Consider the following 19,001-nt stretch of genomic DNA (forward strand, 5'->3'; position numbering starts at 1 on the left):
GGAGCCACTTTCGAGGCTCCTTTTGTTCCGTGCTTTTAGAAAACAGATGTAATACTTAAGCAACATCATCCATTGATTTTTTCCCTTGAACTGGCGGGAAAAACTCATCATGCAATGCACAAATCGCATGTTGGTATTCTTTATCACTTACGACGAACTGAACGTTTACGTTTCTCATTGATGAGTGCAGCGCAACCGGAGTCACGCCGTTATTCATTAGAGAAAGTACACCTTTAGCCAACGTTTTGTTGGTATCGATTTGAGAACCGATGGCTGAAATCAGCGCAACCATGCGGCCTTTTATCGAAGCGTTTGGATAACGTTTCTCTGCTTTATAAAGCACTTTGTTCAAGCTATCCGTGCTGCCAACTAAGTAGTAAGTGATTGAGTTCGCATTCATCTCTTTACCGACCAAACTAACGCAAGCATCTGAGATGATCTCCATTAACTCATAACTTACATTATCCGCTTTCCCTACCATTGCTTGGTCGAATAAATGCAGTGCGAATACTTTTTCTTTACCCGCAATAATTTCAACTTTGTCTTCTTCTGGACGGTAGCTTGAAGAAATTAATGTACCTTCATGCTCAGGTTCAAACGTATTTTTTATTTGCAGCTCAATACCACTCTCACGCAAACCTGCTGCCGCATTCGGGTGAATGGCTTCCATACCAAGGTTAGCAAGTTGATCTGCCACATCATAGTTTGTACTACCTATTGGCAATACTTTTTCAGGGCCGACGACGCGAGGGTCTGCAGAGCTCAAATGATATTCTTTGTGAATTACCGCTAAATCCGCTTTTGTGATGGCGGCAATGCGGCTAAATGTCATCTCACTATAACCTCGGTCATAGGTATGCATTAGCCCTTCTTTACAGTAAGCATAACCAGTAACGATTGGCAGTTCTTTTGACACATCAATATCAGCAAATGCGTCGCTAATCGATTCTTCAAGGCTTCTTGGCGCTTGATTATCCCAACCGGACAGGTCAACGAACTTAGCGTTAATACCCATATTTTTTAGCTTCAATGCGGTGTTATAAGCACTGTGTGCCTCTCCAATAGACGAGAGAAACTCTCGAATTTGAGGTAAATATTGGCGCAATGAAAACTGACCGTACTGACAAGTTTCTAGAATATTCGCAATACAGTTTTTTGCTTCAGCAATTCGTGAGCGGATAAATTTATCTGCGCGCATACGGCTCATTGGGTCTGCAAAAATATTTTCATTCGTTAATAACATACGGCTTTCTACGTATGTTAAAGCTTCTTCCCATTTATCATCACGCTTTGCGATAAGTTGATATACGCCTGGTTTGCTGGTTTTTTTACATTCTAATAGTGCGTCGGTCATACCGCTGTATGCAGATACAACGAAGATACGATTGTATGGCGATTTGGGACGAAGAATAATATTGTCGAGAACAGCATCAAATGCTGTCATTGATGTACCGCCGATTTTTTCTACGGTAAATGTCATGATAAGCCTTTTTTTGATTAATAATTTTAAAAGAAAAAGAAAAGAGATATGAATGTGAGGCGACAAGCGCCTCACATCAACCGGTTAGTCAACGAGAGGGTAAACACCATTTTCATCGTGAACTTCAGCGCCGGTAATAGGCGGGTTAAACACGCACGCCATTACCATTTCTTTATTCTTATATGCTCTCAAGTAGTGCTCATCGTGTTTATCAAGGATGTATAGCGTTCCCGGTTTAATTGGGTAAGTTTCCCCGCCTACGACTTCAATCTCACCCTCACCACTCATACAGAAAACGGATTCTAGGTGATTCTGATAGTGAATATGCGTTTCAGTATCTTCATAGATTGTTGTGATGTGGAAAGAAAAACCCATGTTGTCATCTTTTAACAACATACGGACACTTTCCCAGTTATCTGACACAACACGTCGCTCACTATTGCGACACTCATCGAGCGTTCTAACGATCATAGTTAATAATCCCTATTAAGATGCTTGTTTGAAATGTTTCGCAGCGGTGGTTTCTACTGCGCTTTCAAAAATGCTTAGTCCTTGGTCTAGCTCTGATTCGCTAATCGTTAACGGACAGAAGAATTTCACGACTTCGTCGTCTGGGCCGGCAGTTTCAATAACCATGCCGTTGCCGAAACAGTCTTTCGCAATTTCTGAGGCCATATCGCCGTTAATGCATTCAATACCGATCATCATGCCGCGACCTTTTTTCTGCACGAACATTTGTGGGAAGCGGTGCACACAGCGATCAATAACATCGCTTACTTTTTCTGAACATTGCTTGATGTGTGTTTCAAAATCATCGTTAGCCCAGTAAATTTCTAATGCTTTAGCCGCTGTAATGAACGCGTGATTATTGCCACGGAACGTGCCGTTATGCTCACCTGGTTTCCACTGGTCCAGCTCTGGCTTAAGTAGCACAACCGCCATTGGTAAACCGTAGCCGCCAATAGATTTAGACAAGGTCACGATATCTGGCTGAATGCCTGATGGTTCAAAGCTAAAGAACGTACCAGTACGTCCACAACCAGCCTGAATATCATCGACAATCATAAGAATGTCATTTGCTTTACAAATTTTACTTAAACGTTGCAGCCATTCATTCGACGCTGCATTCAAACCACCCTCACCTTGTACTGTTTCAAGTAGCACAGCTGCTGGTTTGTCCATGCCCGCTGAGTTGTCGTTAAGCATGGTTTCGAATAAAGCCAAGCCATCAACGCCTGCATAACCTTCAAAAGGAATACGAGTAACGTCATTTAAGCTTGAACCATTACCTTGTCTGTGGTGTTGATTACCTGTTGCCGCTAATGCACCTGCTGTACAGCCGTGGAAACCATTAGTAAATGCAACAACACTACTTCGACCTTTCACTTTTTTCGCTAATTTAAGCGCTGCTTCAACAGCGTTAGTACCTGTTGGCCCGGTAAATTGAACTTTATAGTCCAACTTACGTGGTTTTAGGATGTAAGTATCTAACGCTTCAAGAAACGATGCCTTCGCTTCTGAGTGCATATCCAAACCGTGAGTAATACCGTCCATTTCAATGTACTCAAGTAACGCTTGCTTAAGCACCGGATTGTTATGTCCGTAATTTAGAGATCCCGCTCCAGCAAGGAAGTCTAAGTAGCGTTCACCTTGTTCTGTTTCCAGCCAGCAACCTTTCGCTTTACGAAAGATAACTGGAAAGTTGTTTGAATATGAGCGTACGTTGGATTCCTGCTTTTTGAAAATATCCATGATGAGACCGTTTTTAATTCCTATTGTTTGAGTTTATTTGAGAGGAATGCGATACAAATACTCTGTATCGTGTTTGCCTTTAAAGTGGGCTTCTTCATCCAAAAATGTGCTTACTTGGCCATGATTGCCGTTCATCGCATCTAATTTTTTGAACAATGCCCAAGAGGCTTTATTTTCTTCCGTGATGGTTGTTTCTACCGATTTAACACCGCTTAATTCCTCTCTAATGAGAAGTTCTTTCAACATGCGGATAGCTAAACCATTACCTCTAAAACGAGGAGAGACTGCAACTTGCCAGATAAATAAAACGTCTTGTTCGCTTGGTTTCTGATAGCCCGAAATAAAACCTGCGATTTCGCCTTTGTGCTCAACCAAAACACTGGTTTTGCTAAAGTGCGTAGACTGTAGAAAATTGCAATAAGAAGAATTCATGTCCAATGGGGGACAGTCTGCAATTAAGCTGTAAATGTCGTCACCATCAGAGATTTTAGGTTCACGAAAAATCCATTTTTTGCTTGAGCTCTCTCCAATCTCTGGATAAAGGACCCAAGGTGCTGATGTGATCATGTGCAAATACATATCCTTTGAGGTCTAATTAAATTTCCTTTTTATTATGGGCATTTCTCGCGACTAAAAATCAAATAATCGGGCATTTTATCCGCTTTTTTGTGATCTGCATCACAAAAACAAGCCAATCAGCCAAGTCTTTAAATCGTTCGATGTCTAACTTATTAAAAAGTCATTTAAATAAACCGTACAAAAAACGCACAATAAACTATAAATTTTCAGCACGTTCATTATCATCAAAACTTGATGACATAAAAAAACGGCATGCTTTCGCATGCCGTTTTTATCAATAATATTGATAGACTCTACTTCACTTTTTCCTGGTTTTACTTTTTACTTTTGGCCGCGGTTCATCCATTAAGCCTTTCACCAGAGAAACTGTGGCAACGAGCAATACAATGGTAAATGGTAAGCCAGTGGTGACGGCCATCGCTTGAGCCGCAGCTAAGCCACCGCCAAGCATTAACGCAATTGCCACTAAGCCTTCAAATGTACACCAGAATACACGCTGAGGCGTTGGTGCATCGACCTTACCGCCCGCGGCGATTGTATCAATGACTAGGGAACCTGAGTCTGACGAAGTGATAAAGAACACAACAACCAGAACAATACCGACAAGAGAGGTGATCTCTGCGAAAGGCATAACATCCAACATTGCGAATAATTTTAGTGGTAATTCGGCCTCAAATACCGCTTGGTATCCGTCATTAACGTATTGACTAATCGCCGTTCCACCGAATGCAGTCATCCAAAATACACATACGGTAGAAGGGATCAAAATCACACAAATGATGAACTCACGTACAGAACGTCCACGAGATACACGAGCGATAAACATGCCCACAAATGGTGACCAAGAGATCCACCATGCCCAGTAGAATGCAGTCCAACCTTGAGAGTAGTTTACATCTTCACGTGCAAACGGCATTGAAAGCGCTGGAATGTTCGTCACATAGGATGCAATATTTTCGAAGAACCCCGTTAGGATGGCCAGTGTAGGGCCAACAACAATCACAAATAGCAACAACAATGCAGCTAGGACCATATTGATTTCTGATAGACGCTTTACACCACTATCTAGCCCTGCCACAACAGAGATTAACGCAAGGGCAGTGATGACAACGATCAGTACAACTTGCGTTGTGTTTGTCATTGGTATATCAAACAAAAAGTTCAAACCTGTCGCCGCTTGAGAAGCACCATACCCCAATGATGTAGCCAAACCAAACACGGTCGCGACAACAGCCAATATATCGATGATGTGGCCAGTCCATCCCCATATGCGCTCACCGAATAATGGGTAGAAAATCGAGCGCATGGTCAGTGGCAAACCTTTGTTAAACGAAAAGATAGCCAAACCAAGAGCTAATAATGCATAAATTGACCAAGGGTGAAGCGCCCAGTGGTAAACAGTCGCGGCCATACCTAACGTTGATGCAGCACTTGCATCCCCTTCTGCACCACCGAGGGGAGCCCAATCGGTACGGACGCCGTTTTCGACACTCACGCCACCAATCGCTGAGCTAAAGTGAGACATTGGTTCCGACACGCCGAAGAACACCAAGCCGATGCCCATACCAGCCGCAAATAACATGGCTAACCAGCCAGCATAAGAATAATCCGGCGTCGCTTCTGTACCACCGATTCTCACACGGCCAAGTGGCGTAACAATCAGCAGTAAACAAACCACCACAAAAACGTTACCAGACGCCAAGAAGAACCAGTCTAAATTGGATACCAGCCATGATCGTAAGCCCGCAAAAAACGGTTCTACTTGTTGACGAAATGTCAGTGTCGCCACAACGAATAGGATGATGGCCATCCCAGAAATTGCAAAAACACGGTTATGAATATCAAGACCAAAAGGCCCTACTTTTAACGCGACATTGTCCTGACCAATTTGGTAGTCAGTGTCTATCGCATTTACCTTTCCATCGGGGCGTTGAATGCCTCCGTTATTATCATTATCGGTGCTCACGGATAATCTCCTTAAAAATACGTGACCAAATTTAAATTACTTTTGTCGGAGTCTGAGTGATGTAACATTGGCATCACTACCAAGCACATATTCAAGTAAAAACATATTCTAAATTAAGATCTGTTTGTTTTTCTTCGTCACAGACCCTAGCTACTCTAGGCCACAATCATAATCATCTCCCCATAAATCATTGCGTTTTGTTCTTTAATGATAAACAACTTTTATTGCCAAATCGAAGAAATGGGCATGCTTCGATCAAAGTGATATTGCAACTGCGCTTGAAACAACTCAGCGGTTGCAAGAGCATCAGTCAATGCATGATGAGGCTGATATGCTGGAAGGCCGTAGCGCTCTCGAGCGTGCCCTAGCCTTACTGAGCCAGGTTTTTTACCTTTTAATTTGTTGAGAATTCCCATGCACTCTCGACGCTGAATCGCATATTCAATATCTAGTGTATCAACAACTGGAAATTGTATACCTTCACCAATACAGTTAACTAAAGCGTTATTAAAAAACTGCCGTTCGATGTTTTTATAATGGACCAACACAACCTTGCCTGCGAGTGCATCTAATATTTCCCCCAAGATTTGGGGCAATTGAGGTGCGTTTTTGACTTCAGAATCTGTAATCCCGTGGATCACAACCGATTCTTGATTGAGCTCACGATTAGGATTGATCACCCAATGCGCTGAGCCATTACATTGAACACGATCAATGTTGAATGGCACAAGACCTATCGTGAGAATCGCATCTTCTTCGGCATTCAGACCCGTCGTTTCAAAATCGACCGAGACAAACGGCACTTCTTCTAAGGGAGTGCTACCACTGACCATAGGGGTTGAGTAGTAACGTTTAAGCCTTTCGTCTTTTGCCTGTGCAGCGAGTTGTTTGAACAAGCATGACCACTCCGGTATTTGAGCTGTATTCAGCAGCGGTTGCTCTTTCGTTCTACTTGTCGAGAACCACATCATTTACCACTTCTCTGGTAACGGAACTTAATAAAGTTCTGGGCATTACTGAAGATCTGAAATGCCGCTTTTAGATTGCGTCGCTCAAACTCAGACATGTTTTCTGGTTCTATATTATTATCAGGCTCATCGCCATTCTCGATGTCTATCGCTTGGTGACGAATGCGAACCATGTAAATCAACTCCATTGCATCTCTCAAGTCCATTCCTCGTCCTTTGGGCAGTATCCCAGCATCGTTAATATCATCCAAACGATCAAATGAGTTTTGTGAACGGGAACCAATAGCAAGCGAATGTACTCGTATTAGATCTGCAAGTGGTGCCGTACCTCTTCGTTTCAAGTTGATAGAGTTGCGGTGTCGACCATCTTTTTCCATAACAAAGTCTTTGAAAAAGCCTAATGGCGGTGTCCTGCGTATCGCGTTATAAGCCATACAAGCAAGGAAACGATTATTTCTTTTTGCTCGTCGCACAATAAAACTACTCAACTGTTCGGCCCACTTCACACGCCCGTGCACACCCAAGAGATCAAAGAATATATTGCTATTCAACAATCTTTCTGGCGTTGGGTTGTCAATCCAGTTGCCAAAACACTCTTCCCATTCTGCACGAGTTTTACGCCACTCCGGATTTGTCGCCATGATACCTCCGGTACAATAAGCATAGCCGCATGCCGCTAATCCATCACAAACAAATTTGGCAAATTTCTCGAAGTACTCACCGTGTTTTTCTGCATCGTAACTATTGTCGAGAATAAGCGCGTTATCTTGATCGGTCACAATTAATTGCTCATCTCTGGCCATCGACCCCATGGCCACGAGACAATACGGTATTGGAGCAGGACCAAACTCCTGCTCCGCCAACTCTGCTAATCGTTGCTTGAAGCTGCTGCCAATAACGGACATTGCTCGACCAATCATATGGGCGTTTGCATCTTCGTTAACCATACGAACAAAACAATCTTTGACTTGTTCAGAGACTAATTTCAAATCGTCAACACTGGTTTGCTGAAATATGGAGCTGACAAGCAACAAACTGTTTTGAGATTCATAACGAACGATATCTGTCATGCCGATAATACCAATCGGCTTTTTATCTTTTAAAATAGGAAGATGGTGGACGTTGTAGCGCAGCATGGTCAACATGGCTTCAAAAACGTAGGCGTTATAATCTAAAGAAACCACGTCATAACTCATGACCTCACTAACAGGCACATTGGTATCAATACCTTGGGCTAATACGCGAATACAAAGATCACGGTCAGTAAGAATGCCAAGCAGTTGTTCATCGTCCTCTTCTGTTAACTCTTCAGCTGGACGAACAATCAGCAAAGACGTGATGTTTTCTTCTGCCATAAGTATCGCCGCTTCCTGAATGGACGCGGTTACTTCTAACGTTATCGGTTCTCTGGCAAGTATCTTACGTGCCTTTGCGGTAGTAAAATCATTACCTTCAGAGCGGCTTGAAATAGCAGTACGTAGTCGCGCACTGTCTTCCAGTTCCATGTGGTCTGCAAAGTTTTCAAATTCATCACAGAGCTCATTAAAGATAGTTTCAGGAATACAGTAAACCAAGGTATCTTCTATTGCTTTGGCTGGCATACGAACACGATTGTTCATTAGCAAGCCCATCTGGCCAAAAAGTCCACCAGCATCAATTCTGTTATACAACTCACCTTTACGTCGATAGATCTCTACCGCGCCGCTTCTGACCATATACAAGTCGTGAATCGTGTCTCCAGAGTTAAGGATTTCAGTCCCTTGCCGAAAGTACGCAACTTCAGCATTGAGAGCGATGTTCTTCAGATACTCCTCTGGTAGTTCATCGAAAGGTGGATACTGGCTAATGAAGTTGAGCACTTCTAACTGTTCGGCTTCCATTCTTTATTCCATACATTGCCTAAACTACAGCGATAAATATCACCAAGAATTAAATCAAGCAATAAATAAATCTAAGATTAACAATACTTAACTTATTTCGTAGAACAAAACACCACCCAACCATTAGACCTCTAATAGTTTTAAGTCTAAACCACAGACCAGGCCCTCTCTATAGATATGCACCCATACTGACTTGAAATGTTCTGATAAAATTCAAAATTAATTCACCCTATTATTATGCTTATGCTGAAACCACCACACTTAAACTATAAGCCATTGTTTTTAAATTAAATTAAATCAATAAAAATGTGGGGCTTTACTTATGCGTCGCATGTATTCCAATACAATTAACATCATCGCATTCGTTGAAATTTGAACTAAAATTAATTAGAGTACAAATCGTTAGACAGTTATAAACACACAAAAAAGGACAAATAACATGGATCCCATACTGGAAGTTAAGGGACTGTATAAAGTGTTTGGAGAAACGCCTGAAAGAGCTTTCTCACTTATCGAACAAGGTATCGATAAAGACAATATATTTGAACAGACAGGTTTAACAGTCGGCGTAAACGATGTATCTCTCACCATCAATGAAGGTGAAATTTTTGTTATCATGGGCCTCTCCGGCTCGGGAAAGTCCACCCTCGTTCGTCTTCTCAACCGACTTATTGAACCTACCAAAGGGAATGTTTACCTGAAAGGTAAAGACATTGCCCACATCTCTGAAGATGATCTGCGAGAAGTTCGTCGTAATAATATCTCGATGGTATTCCAAAGTTTTGCGCTCATGCCCCACATGACTGTAATCGAAAATGCAGCATTCGGCTTAGAGCTTGCCGGCGTCAATATTAATGAACGTAATCAAAATGCTCTTTCTGCATTAGAACGTGTAGGCCTAGACCCTTATGCAGAATCTTTCCCTGATGAGCTTTCTGGCGGTATGAAACAGCGTGTTGGCTTAGCGAGAGCTTTGGCTTGCGACCCTGATATTCTGTTGATGGACGAGGCATTTTCAGCCCTCGACCCACTGATTCGTTCTGAAATGCAAGATGAACTGATCCGACTGCAAAACGATGATAAACGTACGATTGTATTCATCTCTCATGACCTAGACGAAGCAATGCGCATCGGTGATCGTATTGCCATTATGCAAAACGGTGAAGTTGTCCAAGTTGGTACGCCAGATGAGATATTACACAAGCCTGCAAATGATTACGTGGAAGCATTCTTCCGTGGCGTAAACATAGCAAGTGTATTGACAGTAAAAGACATCGCTCGTAAAAAACCAGCGGCAGTCTTCAAAAAGTCTGAGCATGATGGGCCAGGCTCTGCAATGCAGCTCCTGATGGATCATGACCGTGATTACGGTATTGTTGTCGATAAATCTAACCGATATTCCGGCATTGTGTCTCTCGACTCACTGCGCTTGGCTCATAAAGAAAACCGTTCTTTAACCAGTGCACAATTAACGGACGAGGTCACTCTTCAGCCAGACCAATCAGTTAATGATATTTTGGGTTTGGTAGCCGGCGTTCCTTATGCCGTACCTGTAGTAGATGAGCAAGGTAAGTACTTTGGTGTCGTGACTAAATCACGTCTTCTGCAAACACTAGATAAGGATTAACACGATGTCATCAGAACAAACTAATAATGATCCCTGGTCGAACACTGCCCCTGCTCAAGATGACCCTTGGTCGCAAGGTACAGGTACAGAAGCTGCGCCAAGCAATGACTGGCTAAGTTCAGAGACCGTGGAACAAGCGCCATTCGATATTATGAACCCGTTTCAAGATGCAGTATTGCCACTCGATACATGGGTGGAGTCAGGCCTAAACTGGTTAGTAGAACATGGTCGTCCGGTTTTCCAAGCGATTCGGATTCCAATCGACTTTATTCTGACCTCATTTGAAACTGCGCTGGTATCGACACCCGCGCCGATAATGGTACTGATTTTATTCTTGTTAGCGTGGCAATTTTCAAACGTAAAACTTGGTGTCTCAACCTTCGCCTCTCTTATCTTTATTGGCTTGATTGGCGCCTGGGCACAAGCCATGACAACACTGGCACTGGTGCTAACCGCCGTATTTTTCTGTTTGTTAATTGGGTTACCAATGGGAATATGGTTGGCGCGAAGCAACACTGCAGCTAAGTTTGTGAGACCAGTTTTGGATGCCATGCAGACTACTCCAGCGTTTGTTTATCTTGTTCCAATCGTTATGCTATTTGGTATTGGTAACGTACCGGGTGTTGTTGTAACGATCATTTTCGCCCTGCCTCCGGTCGTGCGTTTAACGATTTTGGGTATTCAACAAGTCCCTGAAGAGCTTATAGAAGCAGGTCACTCCTTCGGTGCAAGCAAGAAACAAATGCTATACCGCATTCAATTACCATTAGCTCTACCTACTATCATGGCGGGTGTGAACCAAACCTTGATGCTTTCGCTTTCTATGGTGGTCATTGCGTCCATGATTGCTGTAGGTGGTTTGGGCCAAATGGTGTTACGTGGTATCGGCCGACTGGATATGGGGCTTGCCGCTGTTGGTGGCTTGGGTATCGTAATTCTCGCAATTTTATTGGACCGCATTACTCAAGTTCTGGGTGTAAATGCGGGTAACACCAAGCTCCGTTGGTATCACACAGGTCCTGTTTCATACCTATTAAAACTGAAAACAAAGACGAACCAAGACGATCTAAAACTTAGGAGAAACATCAATGAATAATTCATGGAAGAAAGCGCTCTCTGTGGGAGCATTAAGCACTGTCGCATTTTCAACTTATGCTGTGGCAAGCGAATTGCCAGGAGAAGGTGTCACTGTTCAGCCCGTTCAATCGACTGTTGCTGAAGAAACGTTTCAAACTTTAATTGTAAATCGTGCGCTAGAAGAACTTGGTTACGATGTAAAACCAACCAAAGAAGTGGATTACAACGTCGGTTACACCTCTATTGCCAAAGGGGATGCAACTTTCCTAGCAGTAGGCTGGTTCCCTCTTCACGCTGACAAATACACCATGTCTGGTGGTGATGATAGTTTCTTCCGCAAAGGACGCTATGTCAGTGGTGCAGCCCAAGGTTACCTTATCGATAAAAAAACCGCTGAGAAATACGACATCACTAATATTGGTCAGTTGAAAGATCCAAAATTAGCAAAACTCTTCGATGCGAATGATGATGGTAAAGCAGATCTCACCGGTTGTAACCCAGGCTGGGGTTGTGAATTAGTGGTTGAGCATCAACTTGATACTTTCGGCCTTCGTGACACCGTAACTCACAACCAAGGTAACTACGCAGCAATCATCGCTGATACCATTTCTCGCTATAAAAAAGGTGACCCGATTCTTTACTACACTTGGACACCGTACTGGGTAAGTGGTGTATTGGTTCCGGGTAAAGACGTAGTTTGGTTAGAAGTGCCATTTTCTTCATTGCCTGGCGAGCGTAAAGACATCGACACTACCTTAAAGAACGGTAAAAACTACGGCTTCGAAATGAACTCGATGAGTATCGTGGCGAACAAAGAGTTTACCGAAAACAATCCAGCAGCAGCTAAGCTGTTTGAAATCATCAAACTTAACATCAATGATGTGAGTGCGCAGAACATGATGATGAGCCAAGGTAAAAATAGCTCAGCAGACATCGAATCTCACGTGAATGGTTGGATCAAAGCAAACCAGAAGACATTTGATGCATGGGTAGAAGAAGCGAAAAAAGCGGCGATGTAAACTCTATCAACTGATTCTGCTTATAAAAACGTTAGAGCCAACTGACACCATCAGTTGGCTCTTCTTTTATTGTCTCTTTTCACTCTCTACGCTCACCATTTGCGAAATGGCACTCCACCAACCCACATTCAAACGCTTTAATTGTCGATTTAAATTTCATTTCTTAAGAGTTTCTTAAGTTTTGCGCTTTACCTTACAGGTAACAGACAAAACAAGGAAGCGCTAATGAAACACTATGCATCAAATTTAGCAAAGGGGTTTACGCTAGAAATTGTCTACTCCACACACCCATTGTGGAAAAATGTTATTGAGCATGTTTCTCAGCGTTATCAAGAAGCATTTTTTGCCGAACTGAAACAATTTATGCCAGCGTATTTAACGCTTATCAATGATGAGCATATTATCTCTGTATGCGGGTTTCGCATCGCTGAAAGTCAGCCTTTATTTCTTGAGCAATATTTAGAAGACGATGCACATAAACTTGTCTCCTCTGCTTTTAACTGCGAGGTTACGCGTGCGAACTTGGTGGAATTTGGTCATTTAGCTTCTTTCGCAAAAGGCATGTCTTCGCTGCACTTTTACCTCATCGCAGAAATGTTAGTTGAACAGGGATTTGAATGGTGCATCTTCACCGCCACCGACCCGCTACATGCCATGATGACACGTCTAGGCTTAGAGCCTCAAATCATTGCACAAGCCGAACAAAACAAAGTAACCGATGCACAGTCTACGTGGGGCTCTTACTACGAACATCAACCTCGTGTTCTGGCAGGGAATCTGCTTAAAGGCCTTGAGCGCCTAAGATTAGTCCAAGAAAAGAAACATAAGCAAGCGTAGGTAACGTATGAATATTCTCCTTGATAGTATTGTTAAATGGGCAAACGCTACCCCAAATCATGCTGCTTTGATAGGTGTCGATGACGCTGGCCAAGCGGTTGAACTCACTTACTTTGAATTACTCAACAAAATCGAACAAGTCGCTTCAGAGCTCATGACGCAAAACATCAAGGCATTCGCTCTACGTGCAGAAAATAGCGTTAACTGGGCAATTGTCGATTTAGCCGCAATGGCAGCTAATATTGTGGTCGTGCCTATCCCGACTTTCTTTTCTGATGCTCAAATCGAGCATACGCTAAATCAATCCGGCGTAGATACGTTGATTGGCGATTGGCAAAACTGGTTGTCATCTCACCCAAAATGGCGTTCTACCGTACAAGACAGCAAGGTCTCAATCGCTAATTTACCTTTACTTCGCAGACAATCTAAAGAGCAAGTGACTTTCCTGCCCAAGACAGGGAAGATTACGTTTACTTCGGGATCCACCGGCCAGCCCAAAGGTGTGTGCTTAAGCAATGACCATCTTTGCTTAGTGGCTAAATCACTTTCTGACGCTGTCAATGGTACAGCTCACTCACACTTGGTGTTACTGCCTCTTTCTACGCTACTGGAAAACATTACTGGTATATATGTACCACTACTGTTGGGGGTTAAGTCGTATATCTTGCCTGGACAGAAAACGGGATTACTTGGTTCAAGCCATTTCGAACCACGTTTATTTGCACAAGCTTTAACCACCATAAAACCAGAAAGCTTGGTCCTGACGCCTGCGTTGTTACTCGCCCTCATCCAGATCGCGAAGCAAAAGTCGTCGCTTGTCGAGTCACTCAAGTTCGTCGCTGTTGGCGGCGCAAGAATATCGTCGCAGCTGATTAACGCTGCACGCGCACTTAATATTCCAGCATTTGAAGGATACGGACTGTCTGAATGTGGCTCCGTTGTTTGTTTGAACACACCTGCCGCATTCAAACCTGGCTCCTGTGGAAAACCACTTCCTCATACTCAACTTCATATCGCGGAAGATGGTGAACTGCTCGTCAAAGGCAACGTTGCTCTTGGTTATTTGAATGAGCCGTTTACTCAAGAATGGTTAGCAACTGGCGACTTAGCCCAAATTGATGCGCAAGGCTTTGTCACTCTCTCAGGACGCAAGAAGAACCTTATCGTCACCGCGTATGGCAGAAATGTCTCACCGGAGTGGATTGAATCAGAAGCGTTGGCGTTTTTGCCGATGACGCCACTTATCGTTACGGGTGATAGCCAACAAGCATTGTGCGCAGTCGTGACGAACAACGAACACGTTGAAGAGAAAGTTCGTGCTTTAAATAGCACCCTACCCGATTACGCTCAAATCCGAACCTTATTGCTGCTTGACAACCCACGAACCATCTCTGGTTGGTACACGGATAACGGCAAGCTCAAACGAAATCAAATCGAACATGATGTGGCTCAGTTATTAACGAGCACAACGCCTGAATTAACGCTGCAAGCGCAAAAGCTCCAACGCATCGATTTGCCCTTTCAGCAACACATTACATCTTTCCAAACTGCATCTTAGTTAATGGCTTCTTAAGGAGAAGGTTATGACTTTATTTTTCGAACAACTCAAACAAAGCACTGCCGCAGCTCAACAAGCCATGTTATCGGCACCAGTGATTGCCGACGTAGAACAAGGTAAGATTTCAACACTGATGTATATCGCTTTTTTGACTCAAGCTTACCATCACGTTAAGCACACCGTTCCCTTGCTGATGGCGTGCGGCAGTCGTTTATCATCTGAATATGAATGGGTTCGAGAAGCCATTGCGGAATACATCAATGAAGAGAAGGGCCATCAAGAATGGATTTTGAACGACATCAAAGCGTGCGGCGGCGATGCCGATGCGGTGCGCAATAGCAAAGATGTAGGCCAAGTCGGTGCGCCTATTGAATTGATGGTTTCCTATCTTTACCACAACATTGACCGCCACAACCCACTCGCGCTGTTTGGCATGGTGTGGGTATTAGAAGGCACCAGCGTCGGCATTGGTGGCCAAATGGCAGAAAAAATCCAGTCAACGCTAAGCCTACCGCCGTCAGCAATGACTTACCTAGTTTCACACAGCGTGTTAGACCAAGAGCATCTGCAATTTTTTAAATCACTGATGAATAACGTTACCAAAGTGGAAGACCAACAAGTCATTATTAATGCCGCCAACATGGTGTTTCATCTCTACGGACAGATGCTACATACTCTGCCCTCATTCTCTACTCAACAAACAGCATGAGGTAATGCATGTTTATAAATAACAGCACCATTCTACTAACAGGCGCAACGGGCGGAATTGGGCAAGCCATCGCGCAAGAGTTAGCAAAACGCGGTGCCAGCCTCATTCTTGTTGGGCGAAGCGAAGATAGCTTGCAAACACTACAGCGTGAACTGTCGAATCCAGAACGCCATAACCTGGTCATTGCAGACATCACCTCATCAGAAGGATTAACAGCGATTAAAGATCGAGCGCGCCAACATCAAAAAGTGGACGCATTGATTAACAACGCAGGCAGCAACGATTTCTCGTTGTTAAGCCACAAGCGACCAACGCAGATTGCAGACGAAATCCAACTCAATCTCGTTGCGCCGATGCTGCTATGCCAATCGGCGTTGACGTGGTTAAAACAGCCTGGGGTGATTCTCAATATTGGTTCGACTTTCGGCTCAATTGGCTACCCAGGCTATACCTCCTATTGCGCGGCAAAAGCGGGGTTGCACCGTTTTACCGAATCGCTCGACAGAGAGCTGTTCGCAACCGGAATCCGTGCGCTGTATTTGGCACCAAGAGCAACAGCAACCTCACTGAATAGCGATGCCGTCAATCAGATGAATCGACAATTGGGTAATAAAACTGACTCACCCGAGGTCGTCGCGCAACACGTTGTGACCATGTTGGAAAAAGAAATTTCTGCAAAATGGATAGGTTGGCCAGAAAAATTATTCGCTCGCATCAATCAACTGTTTCCCGACGCTGTCTCTTCTGCAATTCGCAAGCAACAAGAGACCATTCAACAATATGTAAACCGAGTCAGTCACTGAGAGGATACTCACGATGAATACCAAACTACTATTTTGCACTGTGATAACTTGTTCAATGCTCGTTTCAACAGCAGCGTTGGCGCGCAACACTCCAATTCAAGACGTTCAAAAAAAATGGGCTGAATGTCAATACAACACGTTCGACAGCGATGAGAAGGAGCAATGCTTTCATCGCGCCATTGCAAAAACCAGCATCTATCTTGATCGAGAACCAGGTAGCCCAGAACTCACGATTTGGCTTGCGATCAATAAAGCATCACTTGCTGGCGCTCAAGGAGGTCTAGGCGCACTCTCTTTAGCCAAAGAAGCGAAATCTCTGTTAGAAAGTGTGATTGCATCCTCTCCGCGTGCGCTTGATGGTTCAGCATACACGAGCTTAGGCTCTCTGTATTACAAAGTCCCAGGATGGCCACTTGCCTTTGGCGATGATGAAAAAGCCGAAGAAATGTTAAAAAAAGCGTTAGAGATCAACCCAAAAGGTATCGATCCGAACTATTTTTATGGTGACTTCCTTATAGAAGAAGGTCGCGATAAAGAGGCGAAAGTGTATCTCACCCGCGCCAAACAAGCATCACCACGCCCAGACCGTCCTATCGCCGATAAGGGCAGAAAAATGGAAATCGAAGCGACTCTTGGGAGATTAAAGTAACCGATGCGCTTATTACTTGTAGAAGATGACAAATTACTCGGTCAATCCATGGTGACGTCATTAAGTCGCCATGGATTAACTGTGGATTGGGTTGAAAAAGGCGCTGGTGTGACAAGCGCACTAAAAACTGAAATATTTACCGCTGTAATTTTGGATCTCTCCCTACCCGACATTGATGGGTTAGAAGTTTTACGGAATATTCGAAAAGGAGGCTTCAATCTTCCCGTGATGATACTCACGGCACGAGACGACATACGTGACCGTGTACAAGGGTTAGACGGTGGTGCAGATGACTATCTGGGCAAACCTTTTGCACTAGAAGAATTACTCGCAAGATTACGCGTATTGATTCGCCGTCAATCCGGTAGCGCGGAAGAAGTTATTCAGATCGGATTACTGTCTCTGTCTTTATCCGAGCAAAGCATTCGATACGATAATGCCCCGCTTAAACTGACACGCAACGAATTCAAGATCCTGACCAATTTGATCACTAATGCCGGACGTGTACAAAGTAAAGAGCAATTGCAACAGACACTGCATGGCTGGGATGAAGGTTCAAGCGATAATGCTATAGAAGTTCACATTCACAACCTGCGCAAAAAAGCACCCAATGTGATCATAAAAAATATTCGTGGTGTAGGGTATATTCTTGAGAAATAAAAAACCGTACTCGATTAAACGTCAACTCACTTTATCCGTCGGCATATTGGTGAGTGTACTCTTACTTATCTCGCTATATTTTAGTTTTCAATCCGCCAAACACGAGGTGGAAGAAGTTTATGATGCAAGGCTTGGACAATCCGCTAAATTGATGTTGCTTACGCTCTCTATTTCAACCCAAGAAAACACTCTCGCTAACCATAAAGAACTGTTTGACCAGTGGATGAAAAATATTGAATTGTTAGCTAAGTCGGATGATGACCAAGCGACAAAGTTCGGCCACCCTTACGAACAAAACCTAGTTTTCCAATTTTATCGTAACAATAAGCTATTCTGGAGTTCATCTCCGTCTCTACAGCCCCTTTCGTCATCCTTCCAAAATAATGGCTATGCAAACGTAATTAAAAATGGCGTTCAGTGGCGCACGTTTCAACTTTCTTTGCCACGAACAACGTACCAAAACGAGTTTGTTGTTGTGGCCGAGAAACAAGAAATCAGACAAGAGATAATCCATGAGATCGCACTGTCTACCTCAATAGAGCAACTTCTACTGTTGCCGACCCTCCTGCTCTTACTCTTTTGGTTAATCGATAGATATTTTCGTCCTATCAAAGCGCTTCAGAGCGCCATTACTCAGCGTCATGTACATCGCTTAGATCGCATTCATGTTACAGACAACACCATTGAGCTTGCCCCACTGATTAAAGCATTAAACGCATTACTTTCTGAGCTTGAATTAGCGTGGCAACGTGAAAAGCGTTTTACTCGAGCGGCCGCACACGAGCTAAAAACGCCACTGACCATACTTCGTCTCAATATAGAAAACGCACTTGAAAGTAATGACCCCGAGCAGCTGCGCGGCGACCTACACAACATACTACAAGGCATTGACCGAACAGACCGTCTAATTCATCAACTGCTAACACTGGCGAAAGTTGAAAGCTTCTCAGAACGCGGATTTGACAGCATAGAGTTAACACCGTTACTACAAACCGTGATTGCCGACTTAGCCCCACTGGCGTTGAGGCAAAATCAAGATATCAGTCTCTTGCCTTCTCAAGCACAGTTGGCGGGAGATCGCATGTTGTTAGAGGTTTTGTTCCGCAATTTAATTGACAATGCGATTCGGTATTCAGGAAATGGAAGTGAAATCCTTGTGAGTATGATTCAAAATCAAAATACCATCAAAGTCCTAATTTCGGATACTGGCCCAGAGATACCACCAGAAACAAGAGAGCGGCTTTTTGAGCAGTTCTACCGCGGCCACTCTGAAACAGGAGACGGTGCAGGTTTAGGCATGTCGATTTGCAAAGACATAGCAACACTCCATAGTGCAACCATTGAGCTCGCCCTAAGAGAAAATGAGATGAATACCTTTGTCGTTGCTTTTCCCAAAACGGATCGAAAGATGATGCAAGGCATTACCTAACCACCTTT

The 19,001-nt window shown here is 43.7% G+C and carries 17 protein-coding genes; 10 read left to right on the forward strand and 7 right to left on the reverse strand.

All coding sequences use genetic code 11. From position 1 onward, the window contains the following. Positions 1-55: 55 nt before the first annotated feature. The 7 genes from ATG66_RS12670 to ATG66_RS12700 all read right to left on the reverse strand — a co-directional run bounded on the left by ATG66_RS12670 (position 56) and on the right by ATG66_RS12700 (position 8,625). A complete protein-coding gene (locus ATG66_RS12670) occupies positions 56-1,480 on the reverse strand; it encodes an aspartate kinase (protein ID WP_098415635.1) in 1,425 nt (474 codons plus the stop codon). 84 nt (positions 1,481-1,564) lie between these two features. Next, a complete protein-coding gene (locus tag ATG66_RS12675; RefSeq protein WP_005377769.1) occupies positions 1,565-1,951 on the reverse strand; it encodes an ectoine synthase in 387 nt (128 codons plus the stop codon). Positions 1,952-1,966: 15 nt separating this feature from the next. Next, positions 1,967-3,232 carry a diaminobutyrate--2-oxoglutarate transaminase gene (gene ectB, locus ATG66_RS12680; RefSeq protein WP_098415636.1) on the reverse strand — a complete coding sequence of 422 codons (1,266 nt, stop codon included), beginning with the start codon at positions 3,230-3,232 and terminating at the stop codon, positions 1,967-1,969. Between the two features lie 33 nt (positions 3,233-3,265). Then, positions 3,266-3,799 (reverse strand): diaminobutyrate acetyltransferase, encoded by a 534-nt coding sequence (ectA, locus tag ATG66_RS12685; RefSeq protein WP_179885656.1) that lies wholly within the window; start codon positions 3,797-3,799, stop codon positions 3,266-3,268. A gap of 310 nt (positions 3,800-4,109) precedes the next feature. Further along, on the reverse strand, positions 4,110-5,777 hold the full coding sequence (locus ATG66_RS12690) for a BCCT family transporter (protein ID WP_098415638.1): 1,668 nt from the start codon (positions 5,775-5,777) through the stop codon (positions 4,110-4,112). 221 nt (positions 5,778-5,998) lie between these two features. Then, positions 5,999-6,748, reverse strand: coding sequence for a 3'-5' exonuclease (locus ATG66_RS12695; protein WP_179885657.1), 750 nt, complete (start codon positions 6,746-6,748; stop codon positions 5,999-6,001). After that, positions 6,745-8,625: a DUF294 nucleotidyltransferase-like domain-containing protein gene (locus ATG66_RS12700; protein ID WP_098415639.1), complete on the reverse strand. Its 1,881-nt coding sequence runs from the start codon at positions 8,623-8,625 to the stop codon at positions 6,745-6,747. The genes ATG66_RS12695 and ATG66_RS12700 overlap by 4 nt, the downstream gene beginning before the upstream one ends. A 439-nt stretch (positions 8,626-9,064) precedes the next feature. On the opposite strand from ATG66_RS12700, the gene proV reads away from it, so the two are divergent. The 10 genes from proV (at position 9,065) to ATG66_RS12750 (ending at position 18,993) form a co-directional block, all read left to right on the forward strand. After that, positions 9,065-10,252: a glycine betaine/L-proline ABC transporter ATP-binding protein ProV gene (gene proV, locus ATG66_RS12705; protein ID WP_098415640.1), complete on the forward strand. Its 1,188-nt coding sequence runs from the start codon at positions 9,065-9,067 to the stop codon at positions 10,250-10,252. A gap of 4 nt (positions 10,253-10,256) precedes the next feature. Further along, the gene (gene proW, locus ATG66_RS12710) at positions 10,257-11,348 is read left to right on the forward strand and encodes a glycine betaine/L-proline ABC transporter permease ProW (protein ID WP_098415641.1); all 1,092 of its coding nucleotides are present in this window, start codon (positions 10,257-10,259) and stop codon (positions 11,346-11,348) included. After that, positions 11,341-12,348, forward strand: a complete 1,008-nt coding sequence (proX, locus tag ATG66_RS12715; protein WP_098415642.1) for a glycine betaine/L-proline ABC transporter substrate-binding protein ProX — start codon at positions 11,341-11,343, stop codon at positions 12,346-12,348. The genes proW and proX overlap by 8 nt, the downstream gene beginning before the upstream one ends. A gap of 225 nt (positions 12,349-12,573) precedes the next feature. After that, positions 12,574-13,185, forward strand: a complete 612-nt coding sequence (locus ATG66_RS12720) for a thermostable hemolysin (RefSeq protein WP_098415643.1) — start codon at positions 12,574-12,576, stop codon at positions 13,183-13,185. A gap of 7 nt (positions 13,186-13,192) precedes the next feature. Then, a complete protein-coding gene (locus ATG66_RS12725; RefSeq protein ID WP_098415644.1) occupies positions 13,193-14,743 on the forward strand; it encodes an AMP-binding protein in 1,551 nt (516 codons plus the stop codon). A gap of 25 nt (positions 14,744-14,768) precedes the next feature. Next, the gene (locus ATG66_RS12730) at positions 14,769-15,452 is read left to right on the forward strand and encodes a TenA family transcriptional regulator (protein ID WP_098415645.1); all 684 of its coding nucleotides are present in this window, start codon (positions 14,769-14,771) and stop codon (positions 15,450-15,452) included. An 8-nt stretch (positions 15,453-15,460) separates the two neighbouring features. Next, positions 15,461-16,255 (forward strand): SDR family oxidoreductase, encoded by a 795-nt coding sequence (locus ATG66_RS12735; protein WP_098415646.1) that lies wholly within the window; start codon positions 15,461-15,463, stop codon positions 16,253-16,255. Positions 16,256-16,268: 13 nt separating this feature from the next. Continuing rightward, on the forward strand, positions 16,269-16,904 hold the full coding sequence (locus tag ATG66_RS12740) for a tetratricopeptide repeat protein (RefSeq protein ID WP_098415647.1): 636 nt from the start codon (positions 16,269-16,271) through the stop codon (positions 16,902-16,904). A gap of 3 nt (positions 16,905-16,907) precedes the next feature. Beyond that, complete coding sequence (locus ATG66_RS12745) at positions 16,908-17,564, forward strand: response regulator (RefSeq protein WP_098415648.1); 657 nt, start codon at positions 16,908-16,910, stop codon at positions 17,562-17,564. Next, positions 17,554-18,993 carry a sensor histidine kinase gene (locus ATG66_RS12750; RefSeq protein ID WP_098415649.1) on the forward strand — a complete coding sequence of 480 codons (1,440 nt, stop codon included), beginning with the start codon at positions 17,554-17,556 and terminating at the stop codon, positions 18,991-18,993. The genes ATG66_RS12745 and ATG66_RS12750 overlap by 11 nt, the downstream gene beginning before the upstream one ends. Positions 18,994-19,001: the final 8 nt, after the last annotated feature.

It is taken from the genome of Vibrio sp. ES.051 (genome assembly GCF_002563795.1).
Taxonomy (GTDB): Bacteria; Pseudomonadota; Gammaproteobacteria; order Enterobacterales; family Vibrionaceae; genus Vibrio.